This window comes from Acidovorax carolinensis (assembly GCF_002157145.1).
Lineage (GTDB): Bacteria > Pseudomonadota > Gammaproteobacteria > Burkholderiales > Burkholderiaceae_C > Acidovorax > Acidovorax carolinensis.
In genome coordinates this window covers 965,567-986,444 of the sequence record NZ_CP021361.1, presented here as the reverse complement: position 1 = coordinate 986,444, position 20,878 = coordinate 965,567, and the positions used below count along the sequence as shown (strand labels likewise).

Here is a 20,878-nt window from a genome sequence, read left to right as displayed (position 1 = left end):
AAGCCGCAGACAGTGCTATCGCACGGCAAGGCGGAGCAACACAGTTATCTCCTGGATTGCGAAGCCGTATCAGCGCGGCAGCTTGCCCTGCACCCCTTCGGCCAGCCAGTTCATCTGCAAAATCTGTGGGTCCGAAAGCGTTTGCCCGGCGGGGATGACCTCATGGCCCTCGTTGTCGCGCACGGGTGACTTGCCCGCGCGGAAGGGGTGCAGCCTGCCGGCACCCACCGCCTTTTGCGCGGCCAGCACCTCCTTTTGCACGGCTGCGGGCACCCGGCTGCCAAAGTCGCCCACGCGGATCATGCCCTCGCGCACGCCGCCCCACACATTGCCGCTTTTCCAGCTGCCGTTTTGCACGGCGCGCACGCGCTCGGTGTAGTAGTTGCCCCATTGGTGGGTGATGGCCACGATCTGCGCATCGGGCCCGGTGCGGCGCATGTCCGAGTGGTAGGCCACGGCCATCTTGCCGCGCTCCTGCGCCGCCGCCATTACTGCGGTAGAGCCGGTGTGAAAGGCGATCACATCCACATCCTGGTTGAACAGTGCCATGGCGGCATCGCGCTCCTTGGGCGGGTCAAACCACACGTTGAGCCACACCACCTTGACCCGGGCCTTCGGGTTCACCGAACGCATGCCCAGGGCAAACGCGTTGATGCCCTGCAGCACCTCGGGGATCGGAAAACCCGCCACAAAGCCGGCCACGCCGGTCTTGCTCATGCGGCCGGCTGCAATGCCCGCCAGGTATCGGCCTTCGTAGTAGCGCGCATTGGCGGTGGCCACATTGGCCGTGGTCTTGTAGCCGGTGATGGACTCGAACTTCACGCCCGGATAGTCCTGCGCCACCTTGAGCGTGGGTTCCATGTAGCCAAAGCTGGGCGTGAAGATGATCTGGTGGCCCGTGGCCGCCAGGTCGCGGATCACGCGTTCGGCATCGGCCCCTTCGGGCACGTTTTCGACAAAGGTGGTTTTCACATGGGCACCCAGCGCAGCCTCGACGGCCTTGCGGCCCTCGTCGTGCTGGCGTGTCCAGCCGGCCTCGGTGACCGGCGTGACATAGACAAAGCCGGCCTTGACCACCTGGAGCGGGGCCGCCTTGGCCGGAGCCTCGGTCTGGGTGGGGGTCTGGGAAAAAACGGGAGAGATCAAACAGGCGCCCGCAAGCGCACTCACACAAGCCGCACGCAGTGCGGTGGCGAGGTTTTTGTACATGGTGTTCCTCTACATGGTCCCGGCGTGCAAAAAGCAAAAGACCGCCGGGACAGCGGTCTTTGCGTGGGATTTTATCAGGCCGGTCTCGTACCCGCCGGCCTGCCCCAGCCAGTTCAGCGCGCCGGAACAATCACCGTGGTGCCACCGGTCTTGCCCGTGCTTCCGGTATTGCCGGTATTGCCCGTGGCGCCCGTTTCACCGGTATAGCCCGTGGCCCCGGTGACACCGGTCGCGCCCGTCGCACCGGTGTAGCCCGTGGCGCCAACATTGCCCGTGTTTCCGGTGTTTCCGGTAGCGCCCGTGTAGCCGGTGCGCCCCTGGGCACCCGTGTCACCGGTGGCACCTTGCGGGCCGGCCGGGCCGGGTGGCAGCGAAAAGCATGCGCTCAAGCCCAGCGACATGAGGGTGGCGGCAATCAGATGTGCATATTTCATGAAAATCTCCTTCGAGGTGGGTAGAGAGAACCACCCACCTGCGTGCGTGCAATCCTCGGAAATGGATCCACGGGCCCGGCAGGCCCGCATCAACCAGGGTTATGAGGCTACGCCCATTGCGGTCTTTGCTCTGTGCGCTACAGCGCATAGGCGAAATGGAGGGTGCTGCGCGCGCTGCACTCGGCATCGCTGTTCGGCAGCGCCCGTCACAACCGCCCCATGACCAGCAGCACGAGCACGACGATCACCACCAGACCCAGCAAACCGCTGGGCCCATAGCCCCAGCTCTTGCTGTGCGGCCATGACGGAATGGCGCCGATCAGCAGCAGGATCAACACAATCAACAGCACGGTTCCGAGGCTCATGAGATTTCTCCTTGGCGCGGTACGGGGCGTACGTTCAATTGGCCGGCGCCGAGGCCGGCGGCATCACGATCACGGTCGTGCCCTCGCCCGGCTTGCCGGTCGCTCCCTGCGCGCCCTGGCTGCCGTCCAGACCCGTCGCACCTGGCGCACCGGGTGGGCCCGCAGGTCCGGGCACCGGCACAGGGACGGCCACCGCAGGCGCGGGCACGGTGACCACGACAGGTTGTTTGTCGCACGCGACCAGGGCCATTGCCGTCAGCAGCGCGGCGGTGAAATGCAGGGTGCTCATGGAATTCCTTTGAAATGCACAAGGGGTGCACGCAAGGCCAAGCGCCCGCGTGAGTCAACTGGCCGGACTTGAATGTGTCCGGACAGTGCCCTGACAGGCTATGCCTTTATCACCCGCATGTCGGTGCGCTAGCGAACACAGCCACGCACCATGGCAGCGACCCACGGGCTGAGCCGGTGGCAGCGGCAGAATGCAGCCAGGCCTGTGCAGCCTTGCCAACGATGCGGCACGGCCGCAGGCAGCCCGCGGCAAAAGCCACACCGCAAACCACCGCACGATCACCCTCAGGAGCCCCGCAATGCCCATGTTTGTCGACACATCCCCTCCCGGCCAATGCATCTTCTGCCGTCTGGTGGCGGGCGAAATTCCATCGGCCCGCGTGTACGAGGATGCGCTGACCATCGCCTTCATGGACATCGGCCAGGTCAACCCCGGCCATGTGCTCGTGGCCACAAAACGCCATGCGGCCACCTTGCTGGACATCACCGCCGACGAGGCGGCGGCCGTCATGCAGACGGCCCAGCGGGTCGCCCGTGCCGTGCAGGCGGTCTTCGACCCACCGGGGCTGACGCTGCTGCAGGCCAATGGCCGCGAGGGCGACCAGACCGTTTTTCACTTTCACCTGCATGTGGTGCCGCGCCATGCAGGCGACGGCATTGCGCTGTCGTGGCCGCGCAAAGACCCAGCGGCCGAGGTGCTGCAGGGTTATGCGCAGCATTTGCGCACCGCCCTGGCTGCAGGCTGACCGTCGTGCGCAGCCCCTAGTCGTGCTCGACGAAGCGCTCGAAGGTTTCCTTCAGGCGGTGCTCCCACACGCGCTTGTCGGCATTGCTGACAAAGCTGGCCTCGAAACTGTTGAATGCCAACTGGTAGGCGTGCCGGGCCGTCATGGCCGTGGCCGCAAACACCTGGGTGAAGTTCTCGTTGATGTAACCGCCAAAGTAGGCCGGGTCGTCCGAGTTGACGGTGGCGCACAGGCCAGCGTCCAGCAACTGGCGCAGGTTGTGGTTCTTCAGGTCGGGAAACACACACAGTTTCTGGTTCGACAGCGGGCACACCGTGAGCGGGATGCGGTCTTGCGCCAGGCGCTGCATCAGGGCGGCGTCGTGCATGGCCTGCACGCCGTGGTCGATGCGCTCGACCTTGAGCGCATCGAGCGCGCTCCAGATGTAGGCGGGCGGCCCCTCTTCGCCCGCATGGGCCACCCGATGCAGGCCCAGCGCGCGGCAGCGGGCAAAGACACGCGCGAATTTTTCCGGCGGATGCCCCAGCTCGCTGCTGTCCAGCCCCACGCCCACGATCTTGTCGAGCAGAGGCTGCGCCTGCTCCAGCGCTTCAAAGGCCGATGCTTCGCTGAGGTGCCGCAAAAAGCACAGGATCAGCGTGGCGCTGATGCCCAGCTCGGAGCGCGCGTCCGCGCAGGCGCGGTGCAGGCCGTTGATCACGGTCTCCATCGCCACCCCGCGGGCGGTGTGGGTCTGCGGGTCGAAGAAGATTTCAGCGTGCGCTACGTTATCCATAGCAGCTCGCGCAAGATAGGCGCGGGCCATATCGTAAAAATCCTGCTCATGCAGCAGAACGCTGGCGCCCGCGTAGTAGATGTCGAGAAAGCTCTGCAGGTTGGTGAAGGCGTAGGCGTGCCGCAAATCCTCCACGCTGGCATAGGGCAGCGACACCCCGTTGCGCTGCGCCAGGGCAAAGATCAGCTCGGGCTCCAGCGAGCCTTCGATGTGGATATGCAGTTCGGCCTTGGGCATGGCGCGCAGCAGCAGCTGCAGACGCTCTGCGGTGACTGGGGGCACTTTAAACATCGGCAGGCTCCAGAGGTAATGCCAAGGTGCAGTGTTTGACCGGGCGAATGGATCAGTTGAACCGACCGCCCAGGCCGAACCGCCCCCGCCCAGCAATGCGACGGCCACCGCCGTGAAGAGGAAAAAGCCCTGCAGCTCAAGGGCCCAGCCGCCAGACTTGCCCAACTGCCCCAGCTGACCCATGTGCGCCAGCAAGATGGCAACAACCATGTTGATGACCACCACCAGCGCCGCCGGACGGGTCCAGAGACCGACGATGAGCAGCAGTGGCGCCAGCACTTCACCGACATAGACCAGGTAACCCAGCACACCCGGCAGGCCATAGCTGGCCACCATGCCGACGATGCCATCAGCACCGGCCGACAGCTTGGCGATGCCATGCAGCAGCATCAGGATGCCCAGTGTCAGGCGAAGAACCAGTTTTCCGAGGTCGTTGGACATTTTTTCAGCTTTTCAATGGTGGCGGTCAGGACAACGTGATGGGGCTTACTTCTTGTCGCCGCCCGGGATCTTGCCTTCCACGCCCTTGACGTAGAAGTTGATGCCACCGAGGAACTTGTCATCGGCCACCACGTCCTTTTCGAGCACAGGCTTGCCGTCCTGGCCCACGATGGGACCCTTCCAGATGCTGAAGCTGCCGTCCTTCAGGCCTGCCTTGATGGACTCGACCTTCGTCTTGGTGTCGGCCGGCACGTCGTCGGCGACGGAGACAATGTCGATCGCGCCTTCTTTCACGCCCCACCAGCTCTGGCCCGTGGTCCAGGTGCCGTCCAGTGCGTCCTTGGTGGCCTTGATGTAGTAGGGGCCCCAGTTGATCACGGCCGAGGCCAGGTGGGCCTTGGGGCCGTAGGCGGTCATGTCGCTGTCCCAGCCGAAGGCGCGCTTGCCCTTTTCCTGGGCGGTCTTGAGCACCGCAGGCGAGTCGGTGTTCTGGAACAGCACGTCGGCGCCGCCATTGATCAGCGAGGTGGCAGCTTCGGTTTCCTTGGGCGGGCTGAACCATTCGTTCACCCAGACCACCTTGGTCTTGATCTTGGGATTGACCGACTGCGCGCCCAACGTGAAGCTGTTGATGTTGCGGATCACTTCCGGAATCGGCACCGAGCCCACCACACCGAGGGTGTTGGTCTTGGTCATGGCACCAGCGATCACGCCAGCCATGTACGCGCCTTCGTAGGTGCGGCTGTCATAGGTGCGCATGTTGTCGGCAGTCTTGTAGCCGGTGGCGTGTTCGAATTTCACGCCCGGGTTGTCGGCCGCCACCTTGAGCATGGACTCCATGTAGCCGAAGGTGGTGCCGAAGATCAGCTTGTTGCCCTGGCCGGCCATGTCGCGCAGCACGCGCTCGGCGTCGGCCGACTCGGGCACGCTTTCGACAAAGCTGGTCACGATCTTGTCGCCGAATTCCTTTTCCAGGGCCTTGCGACCGTTGTCGTGCGCGTAAGACCAGCCGCCATCACCCACGGGGCCAACATAGGCAAATGCGATCTTCAGTGGCTCGGGCTTGGGTGCTGGTGCTTCGGCGGCGGGCGCCGGTGCGGGCGCAGGGGCCGGTGCCGGTTCTTCCTTCTTGCCGCATCCCACGAGCGCGGCAGCTGCCACGGCGGACAGCGCGGCCAGCTTGAGCACAGAGCGTTTCTGGAGATCAGTCATGTAGGTTCCTTAGGAATGAGAAAGCGGGTTGCAACAATGTACGCAAAACTTCAGGCGCCAGGATAGAACGGCTTGCCCAGCGACGCCGGCATGTTCACCCGGATCCACGCCGGATTGCGTGAAATCAGCGCCAGCACCACGATGGTGGCCACGTAAGGCAGCATGCTCAGCAACTGGCTGGCCACCTGCACGCCGGTGGCCTGCAAATGGAACTGGAGCATGGTCACGCCACCAAACAGGTAAGCACCAAGCAATACGCGTGCCGGCCGCCAGGTGGCAAAGGTGGTGAGGGCCAGCGCAATCCAGCCGCGCCCGGCCACCATGCCCTCCACCCACAGCGGCGTGTACACGGTGGAGATATAGGCGCCCGCCAGGCCGCACAGGGCGCCGCCCGCCATCACGGCCGCCAGCCGGATGCGGCGCACCGGGTAGCCCAGCGCATGGGCGGACTCGGGCGACTCGCCCACCGAACGCAGCACCAGCCCAGCGCGCGAGCGGTACAGGAACCATATCAGCCCCGCCACCAGCGCCATGGTGAGGTACACCAAGGGGTGCTGCTGAAACAGCGCGGGCCCGAGCAGCGGCACATCGCCCAGCACGGGAATGGCGTACTTGGGCAGTTCGGGCAGCTTGGCCTGCACATAGCTGATGCCCGCAAAGGCCGAAAACCCCACGCCAAACAGGCTGAGCGCCAAGCCCGTGGCGTACTGGTTGGTGTTGAGCCAGATCACCAGCACGCCAAAGATGGCGGCCAGCAACGCCCCCGCCGCCATGCCAGCGGCAAAGCCCAGCCAGGTGTTGCCGGTGTGCACCACGGTGGCAAAGCCCGCAATGGCGGCACACAGCATCATGCCCTCGGCCCCCAGGTTGACAATGCCGGCCTTTTCGTTGATGAGCAGGCCCAGGGCCGCCAGGGCCAGCACGGTGCCCGCGCTCAGCGTGGCGCCGATCAGCAATGCATACGACTCCATCACTTGCCTCCCTGGTGTGTGCGGCGGGTGCCAGCCCAGCGCACGCGGTAGGCGATCAGCGTGTCGCAGGCCAGCAGCGTGAACAGCAGCAAGCCCTGGAACACGCCGGTGAGCGACTTGGGCAAGCCCAGGCGCGACTGCGCCAGCTCGCCGCCGATATAAAACATGCTCATGAGAATGGCCGAGAACACCATGCCCACCGGGTGCAGCCGCCCCACAAAGGCCACGATGATGGCCGCAAAGCCGTAGCCCGCTGGCACATAGGGCGTGAGCTGACCGATGGGGCCCGCCACCTCCAGCGCACCCGCCAGGCCCGCCGCACCGCCCGAGACCAGCAACGCCGTCCACAGCGCGCGCCGCGAAGAAAAACCGGCATAGCGTGCCGCCGCCGGCGCCAGCCCGCCCACCTGCTGGGCAAAGCCCGCGCGCGTGCGAAACAAAAACACCCACAGTGCGCCCGCGGCCGCCAGCGCCAGCAACAGGCCAATGCTCACCCGCGAGCCCTGCATGAGGCGCGGAATCTGCGTGACCTTCTCGAAGGTCTTGGTCTGCGGAAAGTTGTAGCCCATGGGGTCTTTCCAGGGCCCATAGACCAGGTAGCCCAGCACCAGCGTGGCCACATACACCAGCATCAGGCTGACCAGGATTTCATTGGCATTGAACTTGTCGCGCAGCAGCGCCGTGAGGCCCGCCCAGGCCATGCCCCCCAGCACGCCGGCCAGCAAGATGACGGGCACGATCCAGGGGCCCGTGGTCTTGTCGGCCAGCAGCGCCACGCCACCGGCCACCACGGCACCAATGACAAACTGGCCCTCGGCGCCAATGTTCCAGACATTGGAGCGAAAGCACACCGCCAGCCCCAGTGCAATCAGCAGCAGCGGCGTGGCCTTGACCATAAGCTCGCCCACCGCGTAGGGCGAGCGCACCGGCTCCCAGAAGAACACCTGCAGGCCGCGCACCGGGTCCTTGCCCAGCGCGGCAAACAGGGCGATGCCGATCAGCACCGTGACGGCCAGGGCCAGCAGCGGCGAGCCATAGCTCCACCAGCGCGACGCCTGCGGGCGCGGTTCAAGTCGGAACATGCTGCGCCCCCTGGTTCAGTTGCGCGAGCTGCTCGCGGTTGCGGGCCAGATGCGCCTGCACGTCGGCATGCCACAGGCCGCTCATCCATTCGCCAATGCGCTCCACCGTGGCGTCGGCGCGGGGCACCGATGGCGACAGGTGCCCCTTGGCCACCACATGCAGGCGGTCACAGATTTCAAACAATTCGTCCAGCTCCTCGCTCACGACCAGCACGGCACAGCCGGCGTCGCGCAGCGCCAGGATTTCGCCGCGAATCTGCGCGGCCGCACCCACGTCCACGCCCCAGGTGGGCTGCGAGACGATGAGCAACGCGGGGTTGGCATCGATCTCGCGCCCCACGATGAACTTCTGCAGATTGCCCCCCGACAGCGACTTGGCTGCCGCGTTGGGGCCGCCCGCCTTCACGTTGAAGCGCTCGATGATGCTCTGGGCGTGCTTTTGCAACGCGCCTACCTTGATCCAGCCACTGCCGCTGACCGAGTTGGTTCGCGTGAGCAGCAGGTTGTGCGCCAGGCCCATGGTGGGCACCGCGCCCCGGCCCAGGCGCTCTTCGGGCACAAAGTGCAGGCCCAGGGCGCGGCGCTGGCCCGGGCCCATGCGGCCCGCATTCTGGCCCGCCACCTGAATACTGGCGGGTTCGGCGCGCTGGTCTTCGCCCGACAGTGCATAGAGCAGCTCTTTTTGCCCGTTGCCCGAAACCCCGGCAATGCCTACCACCTCGCCCGCCTTCACCTCGAACTGGATATCGATCAAGTCCACACCAAACTGGTCGGCGCGCGGCAGCGACAGGCCCTGCACACGCAGCACGGTGGCGCCGGTCTGCACGGCACGGTGCTCCAGCGCGGGCGGCTCGGCGCCGATCATCAGGCGCGACAAGGATGCATTCGACTCTTCGGCCGGATTGCACACGCCCGTCACCTTGCCGCCACGCAAAACGGTGCAGGCGGTGCACAGCGCACGGATTTCGTGCAACTTGTGACTGATGTAGAGGATGCTGCAGCCCTCGGACGCGAGCTTTTTCAGCACCACAAACAGCTTTTCGACCGCCTGGGGCGTCAGCACCGAGGTGGGTTCGTCCAAGATGAGCAGCTTGGGGTGGGTGAGCAGGGCGCGGATGATTTCCACGCGCTGCATTTCGCCCACGGAAAGCGTGTGCACCGGGCGCAGGGGATCGATGCCCAGGCCGTACTCGGCCGCCGTGGCGGTGATGCGCTGGGTGACCTCGGACAGCGTGATGCGCTTGTCCAGACCGAGCCACACGTTCTCGGCCACCGTGAGGGTGTCGAACAGGCTGAAATGCTGGAAAACCATGGCAATGCCCAGCGCCCGCGCCTCCTGCGGGTTGCGCACCTGCACGGCCTGGCCGTTGAAGTGCACGCTGCCTTCGTCGGGCTTGACCGAGCCGTAGATGATCTTCATCAGCGTGGACTTGCCGGCGCCGTTTTCGCCCAGCACGGCATGGATCTCGCCGGGCTGCACCGTCAGCGAGACAGCGCTGTTGGCCACCACGGCCGGGTAGCGCTTGGTAATGCCCACCAGCTGCAGCCGGGGCGGCACTGCGCCGGACATGCCCGAAGAGCCCGGCGGGCGGGAGATGGGGGTGGAACTCATGCAGGCGATTGTCTCTCAGTTTTCATGAACGGCAATTGGATTCAAATGAGGGCCTTGCGCTTGTTCCATATGCGCTAGCAGCTATCTTTTTAGCAGCAAAGCCACCACGAAACGGTGCCTGTGCGCCTGCCACGGCACGCCCTTCATCTGGCGTGGAAATTGCGGTGCTTGCCCGGGCGGCATAAGCTTGCACTGGCGCCTTGGCCCGGTGCGCACTGGTGCGCTGCACCCCAACAACCTGTTTACGATCTCCGCGCATCGACGTGGCATTTTTCCTATGACAACCCGACCCCTGCAATTTCTGCGCCGCGGCCAACCGGTGGCGCTGGGCAATGTACCACCCGACCGCACGCTGCTGCAGGTGCTGCGCGAGGACCTGGGCTGCACCGGCACCAAGGAGGGCTGCGGCGAGGGCGACTGCGGCGCATGCACCGTGGTGCTGGGCGAGGCACGCGATGGCAAGGTGCATTACAGCGCCGTGAACAGCTGCATCCGCCTGGCGCATTCGATCGACGGCATGGCGCTGTGGACAGTGGAGGACCTGACCGCAGACCCGCTGATTCAGCCGGTAGAGCTACTCCACAAACCGTCGCGAGCGGACGGCGGGCTAGGCGCACGGAGCGCAGGAACCGGAATGGACATGCAGGTCCATGAGGATTCCGAGCACCGCGCAACGACGCCCCCCGTTCGCGCAGTAGGTTTGCATCCTGTTCAGGAGGCCATGGTGCAGTGCCACGGCTCCCAGTGCGGCTTTTGCACCCCAGGCTTCGTGATGAGCCTGTTCGGCATGTACCAGAAGTACATTGCCCCCACGCTCCCCACTGCGTGCGGTACGCTGCCCCCCGAGGGGGGCCTCGCGCCTCGGGGCGGCCCGTCGGCGCTCGACCATGTTTGCCACGGCCAGCCCATCACCCGCGAACTGGCGCAGGAAGAGCTCTCTGGCAACCTGTGCCGCTGCACCGGCTACCGCCCCATTCTGGATGCGGCGCAGCACATGGCAGCGCTGCCGGCCATGGCCGTCAACGAAGCCGATTTGCTACAAAAACTAGAGCTTCTAGCGCATACCAAACAGGCGCCAGAGGCCGATTCTTCCTATATTTCCCCCACCACACTGCCCGCCCTGCTGGCCGCCCGGGCCGCGCACCCCGGCGCCCAGGTCGTGGCTGGTTGCACCGATGTGGGGCTGTGGGTGACCAAGCTGCACAAGCAATACGCACAGGTTCTGGACGTGACGCGCGCGGCCGAGTTGCGCGCGGTGCAGCAGGACGCGCACCACATACACATCGGCGCAGCGGTCACGCTGACCGACGCCTTTGCCGCCCTCGCCGCGCAATGGCCGCAGCTGCACCGTTTCGTCACCCGCTTTGCCGGGCTGCCCGTGCGCAACGCGGGCACGCTGGGCGGCAACGTGGCCAACGGCTCGCCCATTGGCGATTCGATGCCGCTCTTGATCGCGCTGCGCGCCCAGGTGGTGCTGGCCAGCACACGCGGCGAGCGCACCCTCGCGCTGGAAAACATGTACACCGGCTACCGACAAAACGTGATGGCGCCGGACGAACTGCTGGTGCGCACCGTGGTGCCCAGGCCAGGGGTTACCGAAGTGCTGCGCGCGTACAAAATTTCAAAGCGTTTTGATGACGACATCTCGGCCGTCTGCCTGGTCATCAACCTGGATATCGAAGCCAACATGGTGCGCCGCGCCAGCATCGGCGCGGGCGGTGTGGCGGCCACCCCGGCCCGCGCACGCCAGACCGAAGCCGCACTGACCGGTCAGCCGTGGAACAACGACACCATTGCCCGCGCCGCGCAAGTGCTGCAAGGCGAGTTCAACCCCATCTCGGACATGCGCGCCAGCGGCGCCTACCGCCGCACGGTGCTGGCCAGCCTGCTGCAGCGCTTCTGGCTCGAAAGCCAAGGCGAAGACGCGGTGAGCGTGGAGGACTTGCGCCTGGAGAAAACAGCATGAACCAGCGTGAATCCCTTCCCGTCAGCCGCGACGCCATGGCAAGCCCAGTGGCGGCCACCGCTGACGCACACGCCGCGGCACCTTTGGGCACACCATCCAAGGCCAGTGCCCCCGCCAGCACCCGCGCCATGGGCCAGTCGCACATCCACGAAAGCGCCCGCGCCCAGGTGGCGGGTGCCGCCCACTACATCGACGACCTGCCCGAGGTGAAAGGCACGCTGTACGCGGCGCCCATCCTGTCCACGGTGGCGCATGGCACCTTGAATGGCGTTCATGCTGACGCGGCCCTGGCCCTGCCCGGCGTGCGTGGGGTGGTGCTGGCGGCCGACGTGCCCGGCGCCCCCCTGCTGGCCGCCTTTGCGCACGATGAGCCCGTGTTTGCCGTCGACACGGTGCAGCACATCGGACAGGTCATCGGCCTGGTGGTGGCTGATTCGGTCATGCAGGCGCGCCGCGCCGTACGCGCCGTGATGCTCGACATCACGTCGCTGCCCGCCGTGCTGACGGTGCAGGACGCGCTGAAGGCGCAAAGCTACGTGCAGCCCCCCGTGTTCGTGCGCCGGGGCGACGCCGCCACGGGCCTTGCGCAATCGGCGCACCGTCTGCAAGGCGCGTTCGAGGTGGGTGGGCAAGAGCACTTCTACCTCGAAGGCCAGATCGCCTATGCGTTGCCGCTGGAGCAGAACCAGTGGTCGATCCATTCGAGCACGCAGCACCCCGGCGAAGTGCAGCACTGGGTGGCGCACGCTTTGGGCATCGACAACCACGCCGTGCGCGTTGAATGCCGCCGCATGGGCGGTGGCTTTGGCGGCAAGGAAACGCAGGCCGGCCATTTGGCCGTGTGGGCCGCCGTGGCCGCGAACAAGTTTGGCCGCGCCGTCAAGCTGCGGCTGGACCGGGACGAAGACTTCATGGTCACCGGCAAGCGCCACCCGTTTGCCTATGAATACGACGTGGGCTTTGACGACACCGGCCGCATCACGGGCCTGAAGCTGCAGATGGCCGCCAACTGCGGTTTCAGCGCCGACCTGTCGGGCCCCGTGGCCGACCGGGCCGTGTTCCACGCCGACAACGCCTATTACCTCAGCGACGTAGAAATCGCGTCGTACCGCTGCAAGACGAACACGCAAAGCCACACGGCGTTTCGCGGCTTCGGCGGCCCGCAGGGCGTGATCGTGATCGAGGCCATTCTGGGCGACATCGCCCGGGCGCTCGGCCGCGATGCGCAGGATGTGCGCCTGGCCAACCTGTATGGCAAGAACGCCAGCGAGGGCCGCAACGTCACCCACTACCAGATGACCGTGGAGGACAACATCCTGCACGAGCTGTTGCCACAACTGGAGCGCACATCAGGCTACCGCCAGCGCCAGGCCGAGATTGCCGCGTGGAACGCGCAAAGCCCGGTGCTCAAACGCGGCATCGCCATCACGCCGGTCAAGTTCGGCATCAGCTTCACGGCCACGCTGTTCAACCAGGCGGGCGCGCTGGTGCATGTGTACACCGACGGCAGCGTGCAGGTGAACCACGGCGGCACCGAAATGGGCCAGGGCCTACACACCAAGGTGGCGCAGATCGTGGCCGACGAGCTGGGCGTGCCCCTGCCCCGCGTGCTGGTCACGGCCAGCGACACCAGCAAGGTGCCCAACGCCAGCGCCACTGCGGCCAGCAGCGGCACCGACCTCAATGGCCGTGCCGCGCAGTTTGCGGCCCGCCATGTGCGCGACAACCTGGCCGCATTCGTCTGCGGGCTCGACGGTTGCGGCGCTGGCGCGATCCGGTTTGCCGACGGGCAGGTCATCTCGCCCAAGGCGGTGCGCAGTTTCGAGGCAGTGGTCAAAGACGCCTATGCCAACCGCATCCAGCTGTGGAGCGACGGTTTTTATCGCACGCCCAAGATCCACTATGACAAGGCCACGCTCACCGGGCGGCCGTTTTACTACTTCAGCTACGGGGCGGCCTGCACCGAAGTGGTGATCGACACCCTCACGGGCGAGAACCGGGTGCTCAAGGTGGACATCCTGCACGACGTGGGCCACAGCATCAACCCGGCCATCGACATCGGCCAGATCGAGGGCGGTTTCGTGCAGGGCATGGGCTGGCTCACCACCGAGCAACTGGTGTGGAACGACCAGGGTGCGTTGGCCACCCACGCGCCCAGCACTTACAAGATCCCGGCCACGGGCGACATTCCGGCGCACTTCAAGATCGACCTGTGGCCCGAGGCCAACCGCGAGGACAACGTGGGCGGCAGCAAGGCCGTGGGCGAGCCGCCGTTCATGCTGGCGATCAGCGTGTATGAGGCGCTGCGCAATGCGGTGGCGGCGGGGCGCGGTGGGGCAGGCGCCACGGCACCGGTGGTGTTGACGGCGCCGGCGACGGCGGAGAATGTGCTGCGGGCGTTGGGGCGGGTGAGGGATTGAGGGTTTTTTGTTTGTAGCGCTTGTGTATCAAGCGTGGGCAGCTATTGTTTTTGGAGCTTCGGTTTTCATTCAACCGTTCGGGGTGAGCCTGTCGAAGCCTGGACGATGATCAGGTTTTGAGCCTGAAATCAGGGCGGAGGCCGGGTCTCGCCCCGGCGGGCGAGGTACTTTTCTTTGCTTCGCCAAAGAAACGTACCCAAAAGAAAGGCGACCCTACACGCTGCGTCCCTTCGCTTCGCTGCGGGCAACCTGCGGTGCTCGGTTTTGGCGGGGTCTCGCTAAACTCGCGCCGCTTCGCGTCACTCAAACAGACGCGAGCCCTGATCCGCCAAAACCTGCGCTCCTCGGCGCATCCTGAAGGGAACCCACAGCCGGACATCCCTTCGGGCCATCGCTGCGCTCGGCCCGCTGCGCAGCGCGCGGCGCTTGCGCCCGCGAAATGGGGCCGAGCGCAGCGATGGCCCGTTTGGCTGTTGGGCTGTTTCGGCTGTCCATCCCCATCTGGCTGCGCCTGCGGCGGGGCGGTTGCGGGGTGAACCGCCCCGGTTTTCGTGGAGGCCAGTTGGTTTAAGTCAGGCCACCATCATGGCAGTCTGACTGGCGAGTTGCCGGTAGTAGTTTGCCTCAGCTTCTACAGGCGGGATGTACCCGATGGGTTCGAGCAGCCTGTGATGATTGAACCAGGCCACCCATTCCAGCGTGGCCAGCTCCACGGCCTCCTTGGTCTTCCAGGGGGGCGCGGCGATGTATCAGCTCGGCCTTGTAGAGCCCGTTGATCGTCTCGGCCAGCGCGTTGTCATAGCTGTCACCCTTGCTGCCCACCGAGGGCTCTATGCCCGCCTCGGCCAGGCGTTCGCTGTACCGGATGCTGACGTATTGCGAGCCGCGATCCGAGTGATGGACCAGGCTGCTGCCCTGCTCGGGTTGGCGTGCGTACAACGCCTGCTCCAGCGCATCGAGCACGAAGTCCGTTCGCATCGAACTGCTGACTCGCCAACCAACGATGCGACGGGCAAACACGTCGATGACGAAGGCCACGTACAGCCAGCCCTGCCAGGTCGAGACATAGGTGAAGTCGCTGACCCATAACTGGTTCGGCCGCTCGGCCCGGAACTGCCGGTTGACCCGGTCCAGCGGGCATGGCGCCTTGGCATCACCGACAGTTGTGCGCACGACCTTGCCACGCATCACGCCGCGCAGCCCCAGCTTGCGCATCAATCGCTCGACCGTGCAGCGAGCCACGACAACACCTTCGCGCCCCAGTTGGCGCCACACCTTGGCAGCGCCGTAGACCTGCATGTTGGCCTGCCAAACGCGTTGAATCTGCGGCACTAACTGCTCATCGCGCAGAGCCCGCTCACAACGCCTGTGGGGCTCGCGCAGCAGCGCAGCATGTCTTCGATAAGCCGACGGGGCAATCTGCAAGACCTTGCAGAGCGGCTCGACCCCGAAGGTATCGCGATGCTTGTCAATGAAGTCCTTCAGGACTTGAGTCGGCGGTCGAGCTCCGCCTGGGCGAAAAACGCGCTGGCCAGCTTCAGTATCTCGTTGGCCCGGCGCAACTCCTTGACCTCGCGCTCCAGATCCTTGACCCGCTGCGCCTCGCTAGTGGTGACGCCTTCGCGCACGCCTGTATCGACTTCGACACGCTTGACCCATTCATGCAGCGTTTGCGGCACGCAGCCAATCTTGGGGGCGATGGATTCAATGGCAGCCCATAACGATGGGTACTCCCCCCGGTGCTCCTGCACTAATCTCACCGCACGTTCACGGACTTCGGGTGAGAACTTGTTTGACTTCTTCATGGCTCAATCCTCTCAGAGAAAAGAGCCTCCTCAAAAACCGGGGCGGTTCAGTACTGCCGCAGCAATCCATTGGTGTTTTCGTTGGAGCCCCGCTGCCAGGGGCTGTAGGGGTCACAGAAGTACACCTTCATGCCCGTGTTCTCGGTGAGCTTGGCATGCTCTGCCATCTCACTGCCACGGTCATAGGTCAGGCTCTGGCGCATCGGGCTGGCAATGCCATTGAGCTTGTCGCTGAAGGCCTGCAGTACATGTGCCGCTGTCGCCGGGTTGGGGTGCGGCAGCTTGACCAGCACCACCAGGCGGGTCGTGCGCTCGACCAGCGTGCCAATGGCACTGGCATTGCCTTTGCCCTTGATGAGGTCGCCCTCCCAGTGCCCGGGCAACTGACGATCCTCAATCTCGGGTGGGCGCACATGGATGCTCAGCAGGTCGGTGATCTGTCCACGCCGATCCTCGCCCTTGGAGCGCGGCCAGCGCTTGGCGCGGGCCATGCGCAAGCAGGCCACCAGCTCCTTCTTGAGCTCTCCGCGGGGCTGGGCGTAGATGCAGGTGTAGATGCTCTCGTGGGACACTTGTTTGCGCTTGTTGTCAGGGTGCAGTTTCTTCAACTGCCCAGCGATTTGCTGGGGAGACCAGTGCCGGAGCAGATAGTCGCGAACGATCTTGAACAAAGGTCCATCGCGGTGCAGTTTGGGCTGGGGACGGGCAAAGCATCTGCGCCTGTCGCTGCGTTGCTGGGCGAACTTGGAGGTGTAGGCCTTGGCGCCCGCATTGCGTTGGCATTCCCGGCTGATGGTGCTCTTGCAGCGCCCCAAGGCCCGCGCTATGGCGCTGAGGCTTTGCTTTTGCTGCAGCCCCAAGGCTATCGCATGGCGTTCGCTCTGGCTCAAATGCTGGTAGTTCTTCTTTGTCATCTTGACCTCAATTCTCGGTGTTGCACTTCGGAACTGAGGCCGCCAAGCGCCACAACCCAAAAACATCAAATATAAAAAAACACGCCCCAGCAAGCAGGCTGAAAACCCACCCCCTACACCGGCCCCAACGGCATCCGCCCCGAGGCCGCAGCCTGGCTGGCATGGCGCGTCTCCACCCGGTTGCGCCCCGCTCGCTTGGCGTCGTAGCAGGCCATGTCGGCCGCATACAGCACCGACGGCACATCCTGCAGGCTGGCATCGAGCACCACCAGGCCAATGCTCACGCCCAGCGTGAAGCTGCGGCCCTGGTACGAAGGCTCCCAGGCCTGCACGGCGGCACGCAACTGCTCGGCCACCACCTGCCCCCGCGTGAGCGAGCAACCCGGCAGCACCACGGCAAACTCGTCGCCGCCCAGCCGAGCGGCCCAGCCGATCTGGCGCACCTGCGACTCCACCAGTCGCGCCACATGGCGCAGCACGTCGTCCCCGGCATCATGGCCGGCGACATCGTTGACCACGGTGAAATGGTCCAGGTCCAGGAACAGCATCACGCCGTCGCCCTCGGACCCGGCCGCGGCGGCATCCACGGTTGCCGTGCCGGGCGTGCGCGCCCGCGCCGAACGCTCGGCCAGCAGCACGCCCATGCGCTGGACAAACGCATCCCGGTTGCACAGCTGCGTGAGCGGGTCGTGGACAGCGGCCCAGTCCTGCTGTTGCTGCGCTTCGCGCGCAGCAGTCATGTCCTCCAGAATCCAGACGGTGCCGCCCGCCATGTCATCGGCCCGCACCCCCCGGCCCTGCACCCGTGCCCAGACGGGGCTGCCATCCTTGCGCATGAAGCACACATCCTCGTCAAACGCGCCATGGGCCCGGAATGCGTCCTGCACCCGCTCGCCCAGCCGCTGGTAGTCTGCGTCCGACGCATAGAGGGTGCGTGCCGGGCGGCCGTGCAGCTCCTCGTCGCAGTAGCCAAGCATCTGGCAGGCCTGCCGCCCCACCACTTCGAGAATGCCCTGGCGAGTGATCACGATACCCACGGAGGCGTTGTCGAGAATGGCCTGCAACTGCCCCTCCAGCTGGGCGCGCTGCTGGTGCTGCTGCGCGCTTTGCTGCACCTGCCCCTCAAACACCTTGACCAACGCCCCCACCTCGCCCGTGGCGCGGGGCCACTGGATGGCGTCGCTGCGCACCCCATGCGCCAGTTGCAGCGCACTGTGGCACAGCCGTTCCAGCGGCTGCGCCATCCACACCATGAACGCCGCCAGCAGGGCCATGCTGGCGGCCATCACCGCGGCGGCAAGCCACCAGGCGTTGCGCTGCGCACCTTCGAGGGGCGCCATCATGGCGCGCGAATCACTCACACGGGCCACCAGCCACTGAGGCAGCGGCATTCCGGCCATGCTCACGATATGCGCCGGCTGCACCACGGTGGTGCCACGCCCGGCCACGGGCTGCGCCTGCTGCAGCCACCGGGCGTAAACCGGCCCCAGCCCGGCTTCGTCGCGCACGTTGCCCAGCAGACGCAGGGGATCGGGATGCGACAGGATGGTGCCTTCGCGGGTGAAGACGATCAGGCGTGAATCATCCCGCGCCGGCAACGTCATGGACGGCGGCAGCAATCCTTGCGAATGCAGCTTGAGCGCCCCGGCCACCACCCCCAGAACCGGACCATCCTCGCGGCGCAGCGGCATGGTGAACATGACGCGCGCCTCGGCGGTGCGCCCTCCCACCAGCTCGGACACCAGGGGCTTGCCACCACTGAGCGTGCGCCGCAGGGCATCGCGCTCGGCGGGGTCCAGGTTGGCCGCATCTTCCAGCCGCCCGGAATGCAGGTTGACACGCAGCTCCCCATCCGGGCGGGCCACCTGCATCGAATCAAAAAACTGCACGGCCGGCAGGCCCTGACGCAACAGCCATTCCAGCGACGATGGCGAATTGAGCATTTCCGGCGTGATGCCCTCGGCCACGGTGCGCAGCACTTTCTGGCTTTGCTCGATCTTGCTGGCCAGCAGGCGCGCCATCACCTCGACCTCTTCGGTCTGCTGGCCCACCACGCGGCGGATGGCCTCGCGTTCCGAGGCACGCGAAGCCAGCCACGCAGACAACACCCCCGACACGGCCACGGCCAGCATGGCCACGAGCATCAGGCGCAGCACCAGCGATCCGGGCGGCCACCAGGTGGGCGACGACTCCGCCTGCGCCTGTGCGTGCGCCAACGGGGTCATCGGCACCCCGCGCGCGACAGGTTCAAGACAGCAAGAAGATCAGGAGGCAACATGGGAGCCGGCTTTGCCAAAGAGTTCTCAGGCAAATATACGCAGCCCCCCGCCCCGGGCGCTTGGGTGGAACCCTCGCTTTAGCCCAAGGAGTAACCCTGAGCCACAGGGTTGCCCGAAGGCTTCAGCAGCCCGCCACGGACTGCAGCGCGTGCGGCTGCGGAAGATTGAGCACGTTGCCAGTGCCGGCAATCAGGCCGTGCTCGCGCAGGTGGCGCAGCACGCGCGAAAAGGTTTCCGGGGCAATGCCCAGTTGCGCGGCGATGAGGCGCTTGCGCTGGTGCAGTGTCACGCTCATGGCGCCGCTGTGGTCGGGCTGGGCGTGGTTGAGCAGCCACTGGGCGCACCGCGCCTCAGCATCCTGCGCGAGCCGGCTCACCGCCAGTTCGGACTGCTGCCGGTACCCGGTGGCCATGTCCCGCAAAATGCCCTGGGCCACGGCAGGCAGCGACGCACATCCGCGCCGGAACTCCTCGATCGGCAGGCGACGCACCTGCACCCGCGTCTCTGTCACCATATCTACCGGAAAAGGTTTTTCCAGCAGCGCGGACGCCGCATCCAGCCAGAAGGGCCCTTCCACCACCCCCAGCTGGTGGCGCATGCGCCCGTCTTCATAGACGCCGCGCAGCACCCGCCCGCTTTCGAGGTGCAGCACCGAAGTCAGGGCCTGATTGCGCCTGCGAAGCACTTCGCCAGCGGCGATCACTTCGATCTGGGCAGGGAGGGAGAAGAATGTGGATGGCAACATGCGGCCCACTTTGCCGTGCGATAGCGCGGCGCGTTTTGAGGAAGATCAAAAGGAAGCCGGGCCCTGCCACGGGCTGCGCCCACCCTCTGCGCCTGGTCAAAAGCACGGAAAACAACATCCGGTTGCGGCATGAGGCATGGAACTTGCAACAAGTTGTTGGGGACACGATCATGGAGCGCGCTATGCACTGTCATGACGGTGTCATGCCCTTTCAGGCCGGGATAACCGGCACTTTCAACCCCTGCAGGAGTTTCAATGAAAAAAAACCTGATCGCCCTGAGCGCCGCGCTGCTGTGTGCCGCCGGGGCCCATGCCCAAAGCTCTGTCCAGCTCACCGGTCTGATGGACGTGTTTGCCGGCTCCATGAAAATGGCGGGCGATGCCAAGAGCAAGTCGGTGGTCGATAGCGGCGGCCTGACCACCTCGTGGTTTGGCGTGCAGGGCACCGAAGACCTGGGCGGCGGCATCAAGGCCCACTTCAACCTGACCTCGTTCATCAAGGTGGACGCCGGCACGCAAGGGCGCTTTGCCAACGACACGTTCTTTTCGCGCGATGCCAACGTCAGCCTGTCGGGCGGCTTCGGTTCGGTGCTGCTGGGCCGCTGGATGGCGCCCAACTTCCTGCCTTCGGTGGTGGGCAACCCGCTGGGTGACTCGTTTGTGTTTTCTCCGCTGATCCTGCACAAGGATGTGCCGCTGTTCAACGGCACCGGCTGGCGCTCCATGACCCCCGCTGACACGGGCTGGAGCAACCAGATCGTGTATTCCACGCCCGACATCGGTGGCTTCAAGGCCAACCTGCAGTACCAATTTGGCGAACAGGCTGGCAAGAACGGCAAGAACAACGTGGGCGTCAACTTCTTCTATTTTGGCGGTCCGCTGACCCTGACCGGCTTCTATGAAAACGCCGACATCGGCAACCCGGTGAACACGCTGCTGGCCAACAACCAGAAATACTGGATGCTGCTGGGCGCTTACGACTTCGGCGTGGTCAAGCCCTACCTGAGCTATGGCGAAAAGAAGATCGACGACACCGCCTCCACCAAGGGCAAGACGGTGCAGGTCGGCGCCTCGGCGCCGCTGGGCAATGGCAAGCTGCTCGCCGAATGGGTGAAGACGGAGTGGTCCACCCCCGACGTGAGCCGCAAGACCTTCACGCTGGGCTACGACTACAACCTGTCCAAGCGCACCGATGTGTACGCCATGTACATGAACGACAAGATCACCAGCCAGACCAACGGCAACAGCTTCGGCGTGGGCATCCGCCACCGCTTCTGATCGCCGCGCCCCCGGGCGCAGGCAAGAAAGGCACGGCAGAGCAAT

At 65.4% G+C, this 20,878-nt stretch carries 15 protein-coding genes, 3 pseudogenes and 1 other annotated feature; of the genes and pseudogenes, 4 read left to right on the top strand and 14 right to left on the bottom strand.

The genetic code is table 11. The features are described from left to right. Nucleotides 1–69: 69 nt before the first annotated feature. The 4 genes from CBP34_RS04615 to CBP34_RS04600 form a co-directional block, all read right to left on the bottom strand. The gene (locus CBP34_RS04615) at nucleotides 70–1,209 is read right to left on the bottom strand and encodes a BMP family ABC transporter substrate-binding protein (protein WP_094097436.1); all 1,140 of its coding nucleotides are present in this window, start codon (nucleotides 1,207–1,209) and stop codon (nucleotides 70–72) included. Between the two features lie 113 nt (nucleotides 1,210–1,322). Next, nucleotides 1,323–1,643, bottom strand: a complete 321-nt coding sequence (locus tag CBP34_RS04610; RefSeq protein ID WP_094097435.1) for a collagen-like protein — start codon at nucleotides 1,641–1,643, stop codon at nucleotides 1,323–1,325. 206 nt (nucleotides 1,644–1,849) lie between these two features. Continuing rightward, entirely contained in the window at nucleotides 1,850–2,008 is a 159-nt protein-coding gene (locus CBP34_RS04605) for a DUF3309 family protein (protein ID WP_086911596.1), read from the bottom strand. Between the two features lie 34 nt (nucleotides 2,009–2,042). Further along, nucleotides 2,043–2,297 (bottom strand): hypothetical protein, encoded by a 255-nt coding sequence (locus CBP34_RS04600; RefSeq protein ID WP_094097434.1) that lies wholly within the window; start codon nucleotides 2,295–2,297, stop codon nucleotides 2,043–2,045. A 298-nt stretch (nucleotides 2,298–2,595) separates the two neighbouring features. On the opposite strand from CBP34_RS04600, the gene CBP34_RS04595 reads away from it, so the two are divergent. Beyond that, complete coding sequence (locus CBP34_RS04595) at nucleotides 2,596–3,042, top strand: HIT family protein (RefSeq protein WP_094099069.1); 447 nt, start codon at nucleotides 2,596–2,598, stop codon at nucleotides 3,040–3,042. Nucleotides 3,043–3,058: 16 nt separating this feature from the next. Here the strand turns inward: CBP34_RS04595 and CBP34_RS04590 are convergent, their stop codons facing one another. The 6 genes and pseudogenes from CBP34_RS04590 to CBP34_RS04570 all read right to left on the bottom strand — a co-directional run bounded on the left by CBP34_RS04590 (nucleotide 3,059) and on the right by CBP34_RS04570 (nucleotide 9,426). After that, nucleotides 3,059–4,108, bottom strand: coding sequence for an adenosine deaminase (locus CBP34_RS04590; protein ID WP_167372745.1), 1,050 nt, complete (start codon nucleotides 4,106–4,108; stop codon nucleotides 3,059–3,061). Between the two features lie 243 nt (nucleotides 4,109–4,351). Further along, a pseudogene (locus CBP34_RS19940) lies at nucleotides 4,352–4,498 on the bottom strand (DoxX family membrane protein); the annotation flags it as partial. A gap of 96 nt (nucleotides 4,499–4,594) precedes the next feature. Next, nucleotides 4,595–5,761, bottom strand: a complete 1,167-nt coding sequence (locus CBP34_RS04585; protein WP_094097432.1) for a BMP family ABC transporter substrate-binding protein — start codon at nucleotides 5,759–5,761, stop codon at nucleotides 4,595–4,597. A 50-nt stretch (nucleotides 5,762–5,811) separates the two neighbouring features. Then, complete coding sequence (locus tag CBP34_RS04580; protein WP_094097431.1) at nucleotides 5,812–6,732, bottom strand: ABC transporter permease; 921 nt, start codon at nucleotides 6,730–6,732, stop codon at nucleotides 5,812–5,814. Beyond that, a complete protein-coding gene (locus CBP34_RS04575; RefSeq protein WP_094097430.1) occupies nucleotides 6,732–7,814 on the bottom strand; it encodes an ABC transporter permease in 1,083 nt (360 codons plus the stop codon). Before CBP34_RS04575 ends, CBP34_RS04580 begins: the two co-directional genes overlap by 1 nt. Continuing rightward, a complete protein-coding gene (locus CBP34_RS04570; RefSeq protein ID WP_094097429.1) occupies nucleotides 7,801–9,426 on the bottom strand; it encodes an ABC transporter ATP-binding protein in 1,626 nt (541 codons plus the stop codon). The genes CBP34_RS04575 and CBP34_RS04570 overlap by 14 nt, the downstream gene beginning before the upstream one ends. Before the next feature lie 277 nt (nucleotides 9,427–9,703). Between CBP34_RS04570 and xdhA the strand changes: the two genes are divergently transcribed. Together xdhA and xdhB are read left to right on the top strand one after the other, a co-directional pair. Continuing rightward, complete coding sequence (gene xdhA, locus CBP34_RS04565) at nucleotides 9,704–11,392, top strand: xanthine dehydrogenase small subunit (protein ID WP_094097428.1); 1,689 nt, start codon at nucleotides 9,704–9,706, stop codon at nucleotides 11,390–11,392. Continuing rightward, nucleotides 11,389–13,812, top strand: coding sequence for a xanthine dehydrogenase molybdopterin binding subunit (gene xdhB, locus CBP34_RS04560; protein ID WP_208616371.1), 2,424 nt, complete (start codon nucleotides 11,389–11,391; stop codon nucleotides 13,810–13,812). The genes xdhA and xdhB overlap by 4 nt, the downstream gene beginning before the upstream one ends. A 572-nt stretch (nucleotides 13,813–14,384) precedes the next feature. Here the strand turns inward: xdhB and CBP34_RS04550 are convergent. The 4 genes and pseudogenes from CBP34_RS04550 to CBP34_RS04535 all read right to left on the bottom strand — a co-directional run bounded on the left by CBP34_RS04550 (nucleotide 14,385) and on the right by CBP34_RS04535 (nucleotide 19,555). Next, nucleotides 14,385–15,617: pseudogene (locus CBP34_RS04550) on the bottom strand (IS3 family transposase). Continuing rightward, nucleotides 15,223–15,339 (bottom strand) — a sequence feature (AL1L pseudoknot). It overlaps the preceding pseudogene by 117 nt. Before the next feature lie 50 nt (nucleotides 15,618–15,667). Beyond that, nucleotides 15,668–16,531 (bottom strand): annotated as a pseudogene (locus CBP34_RS04545) (IS30 family transposase); the annotation flags it as partial. A 113-nt stretch (nucleotides 16,532–16,644) separates the two neighbouring features. Then, complete coding sequence (locus CBP34_RS04540; RefSeq protein WP_086911587.1) at nucleotides 16,645–18,756, bottom strand: sensor domain-containing diguanylate cyclase; 2,112 nt, start codon at nucleotides 18,754–18,756, stop codon at nucleotides 16,645–16,647. A 175-nt stretch (nucleotides 18,757–18,931) separates the two neighbouring features. Next, nucleotides 18,932–19,555 (bottom strand): Crp/Fnr family transcriptional regulator, encoded by a 624-nt coding sequence (locus CBP34_RS04535; RefSeq protein WP_086911586.1) that lies wholly within the window; start codon nucleotides 19,553–19,555, stop codon nucleotides 18,932–18,934. A 255-nt stretch (nucleotides 19,556–19,810) separates the two neighbouring features. Here CBP34_RS04535 and CBP34_RS04530 point away from each other — a divergent pair, with 255 nt between their 5' ends. Next, nucleotides 19,811–20,833, top strand: a complete 1,023-nt coding sequence (locus CBP34_RS04530; protein ID WP_094097427.1) for a porin — start codon at nucleotides 19,811–19,813, stop codon at nucleotides 20,831–20,833. The last annotated feature ends 45 nt before the right edge of the window (nucleotides 20,834–20,878 follow it).

Excerpts from the sequence above, each read along its gene's own strand:
- CBP34_RS04615 (WP_094097436.1), bottom strand. The coding sequence starts at position 1,209 with ATGTACAAAAACCTCGCCACCGCACTGCGTGCGGCTTGTGTGAGTGCG.
- CBP34_RS04590 (WP_167372745.1), bottom strand. The coding sequence starts at position 4,108 with ATGTTTAAAGTGCCCCCAGTCACCGCAGAGCGTCTGCAGCTGCTGCTG.
- CBP34_RS04610 (WP_094097435.1), bottom strand. The coding sequence starts at position 1,643 with ATGAAATATGCACATCTGATTGCCGCCACCCTCATGTCGCTGGGCTTG.
- CBP34_RS04600 (WP_094097434.1), bottom strand. The coding sequence starts at position 2,297 with ATGAGCACCCTGCATTTCACCGCCGCGCTGCTGACGGCAATGGCCCTG.
- xdhA (WP_094097428.1), top strand. The coding sequence starts at position 9,704 with ATGACAACCCGACCCCTGCAATTTCTGCGCCGCGGCCAACCGGTGGCG.
- CBP34_RS04530 (WP_094097427.1), top strand. The coding sequence starts at position 19,811 with ATGAAAAAAAACCTGATCGCCCTGAGCGCCGCGCTGCTGTGTGCCGCC.
- CBP34_RS04605 (WP_086911596.1), bottom strand. The coding sequence starts at position 2,008 with ATGAGCCTCGGAACCGTGCTGTTGATTGTGTTGATCCTGCTGCTGATC.
- CBP34_RS04575 (WP_094097430.1), bottom strand. The coding sequence starts at position 7,814 with ATGTTCCGACTTGAACCGCGCCCGCAGGCGTCGCGCTGGTGGAGCTAT.
- CBP34_RS04540 (WP_086911587.1), bottom strand. The coding sequence starts at position 18,756 with ATGACCCCGTTGGCGCACGCACAGGCGCAGGCGGAGTCGTCGCCCACC.
- xdhB (WP_208616371.1), top strand. The coding sequence starts at position 11,389 with ATGAACCAGCGTGAATCCCTTCCCGTCAGCCGCGACGCCATGGCAAGC.
- CBP34_RS04585 (WP_094097432.1), bottom strand. The coding sequence starts at position 5,761 with ATGACTGATCTCCAGAAACGCTCTGTGCTCAAGCTGGCCGCGCTGTCC.
- CBP34_RS04580 (WP_094097431.1), bottom strand. The coding sequence starts at position 6,732 with ATGGAGTCGTATGCATTGCTGATCGGCGCCACGCTGAGCGCGGGCACC.
- CBP34_RS04535 (WP_086911586.1), bottom strand. The coding sequence starts at position 19,555 with ATGTTGCCATCCACATTCTTCTCCCTCCCTGCCCAGATCGAAGTGATC.
- CBP34_RS04570 (WP_094097429.1), bottom strand. The coding sequence starts at position 9,426 with ATGAGTTCCACCCCCATCTCCCGCCCGCCGGGCTCTTCGGGCATGTCC.
- CBP34_RS04595 (WP_094099069.1), top strand. The coding sequence starts at position 2,596 with ATGCCCATGTTTGTCGACACATCCCCTCCCGGCCAATGCATCTTCTGC.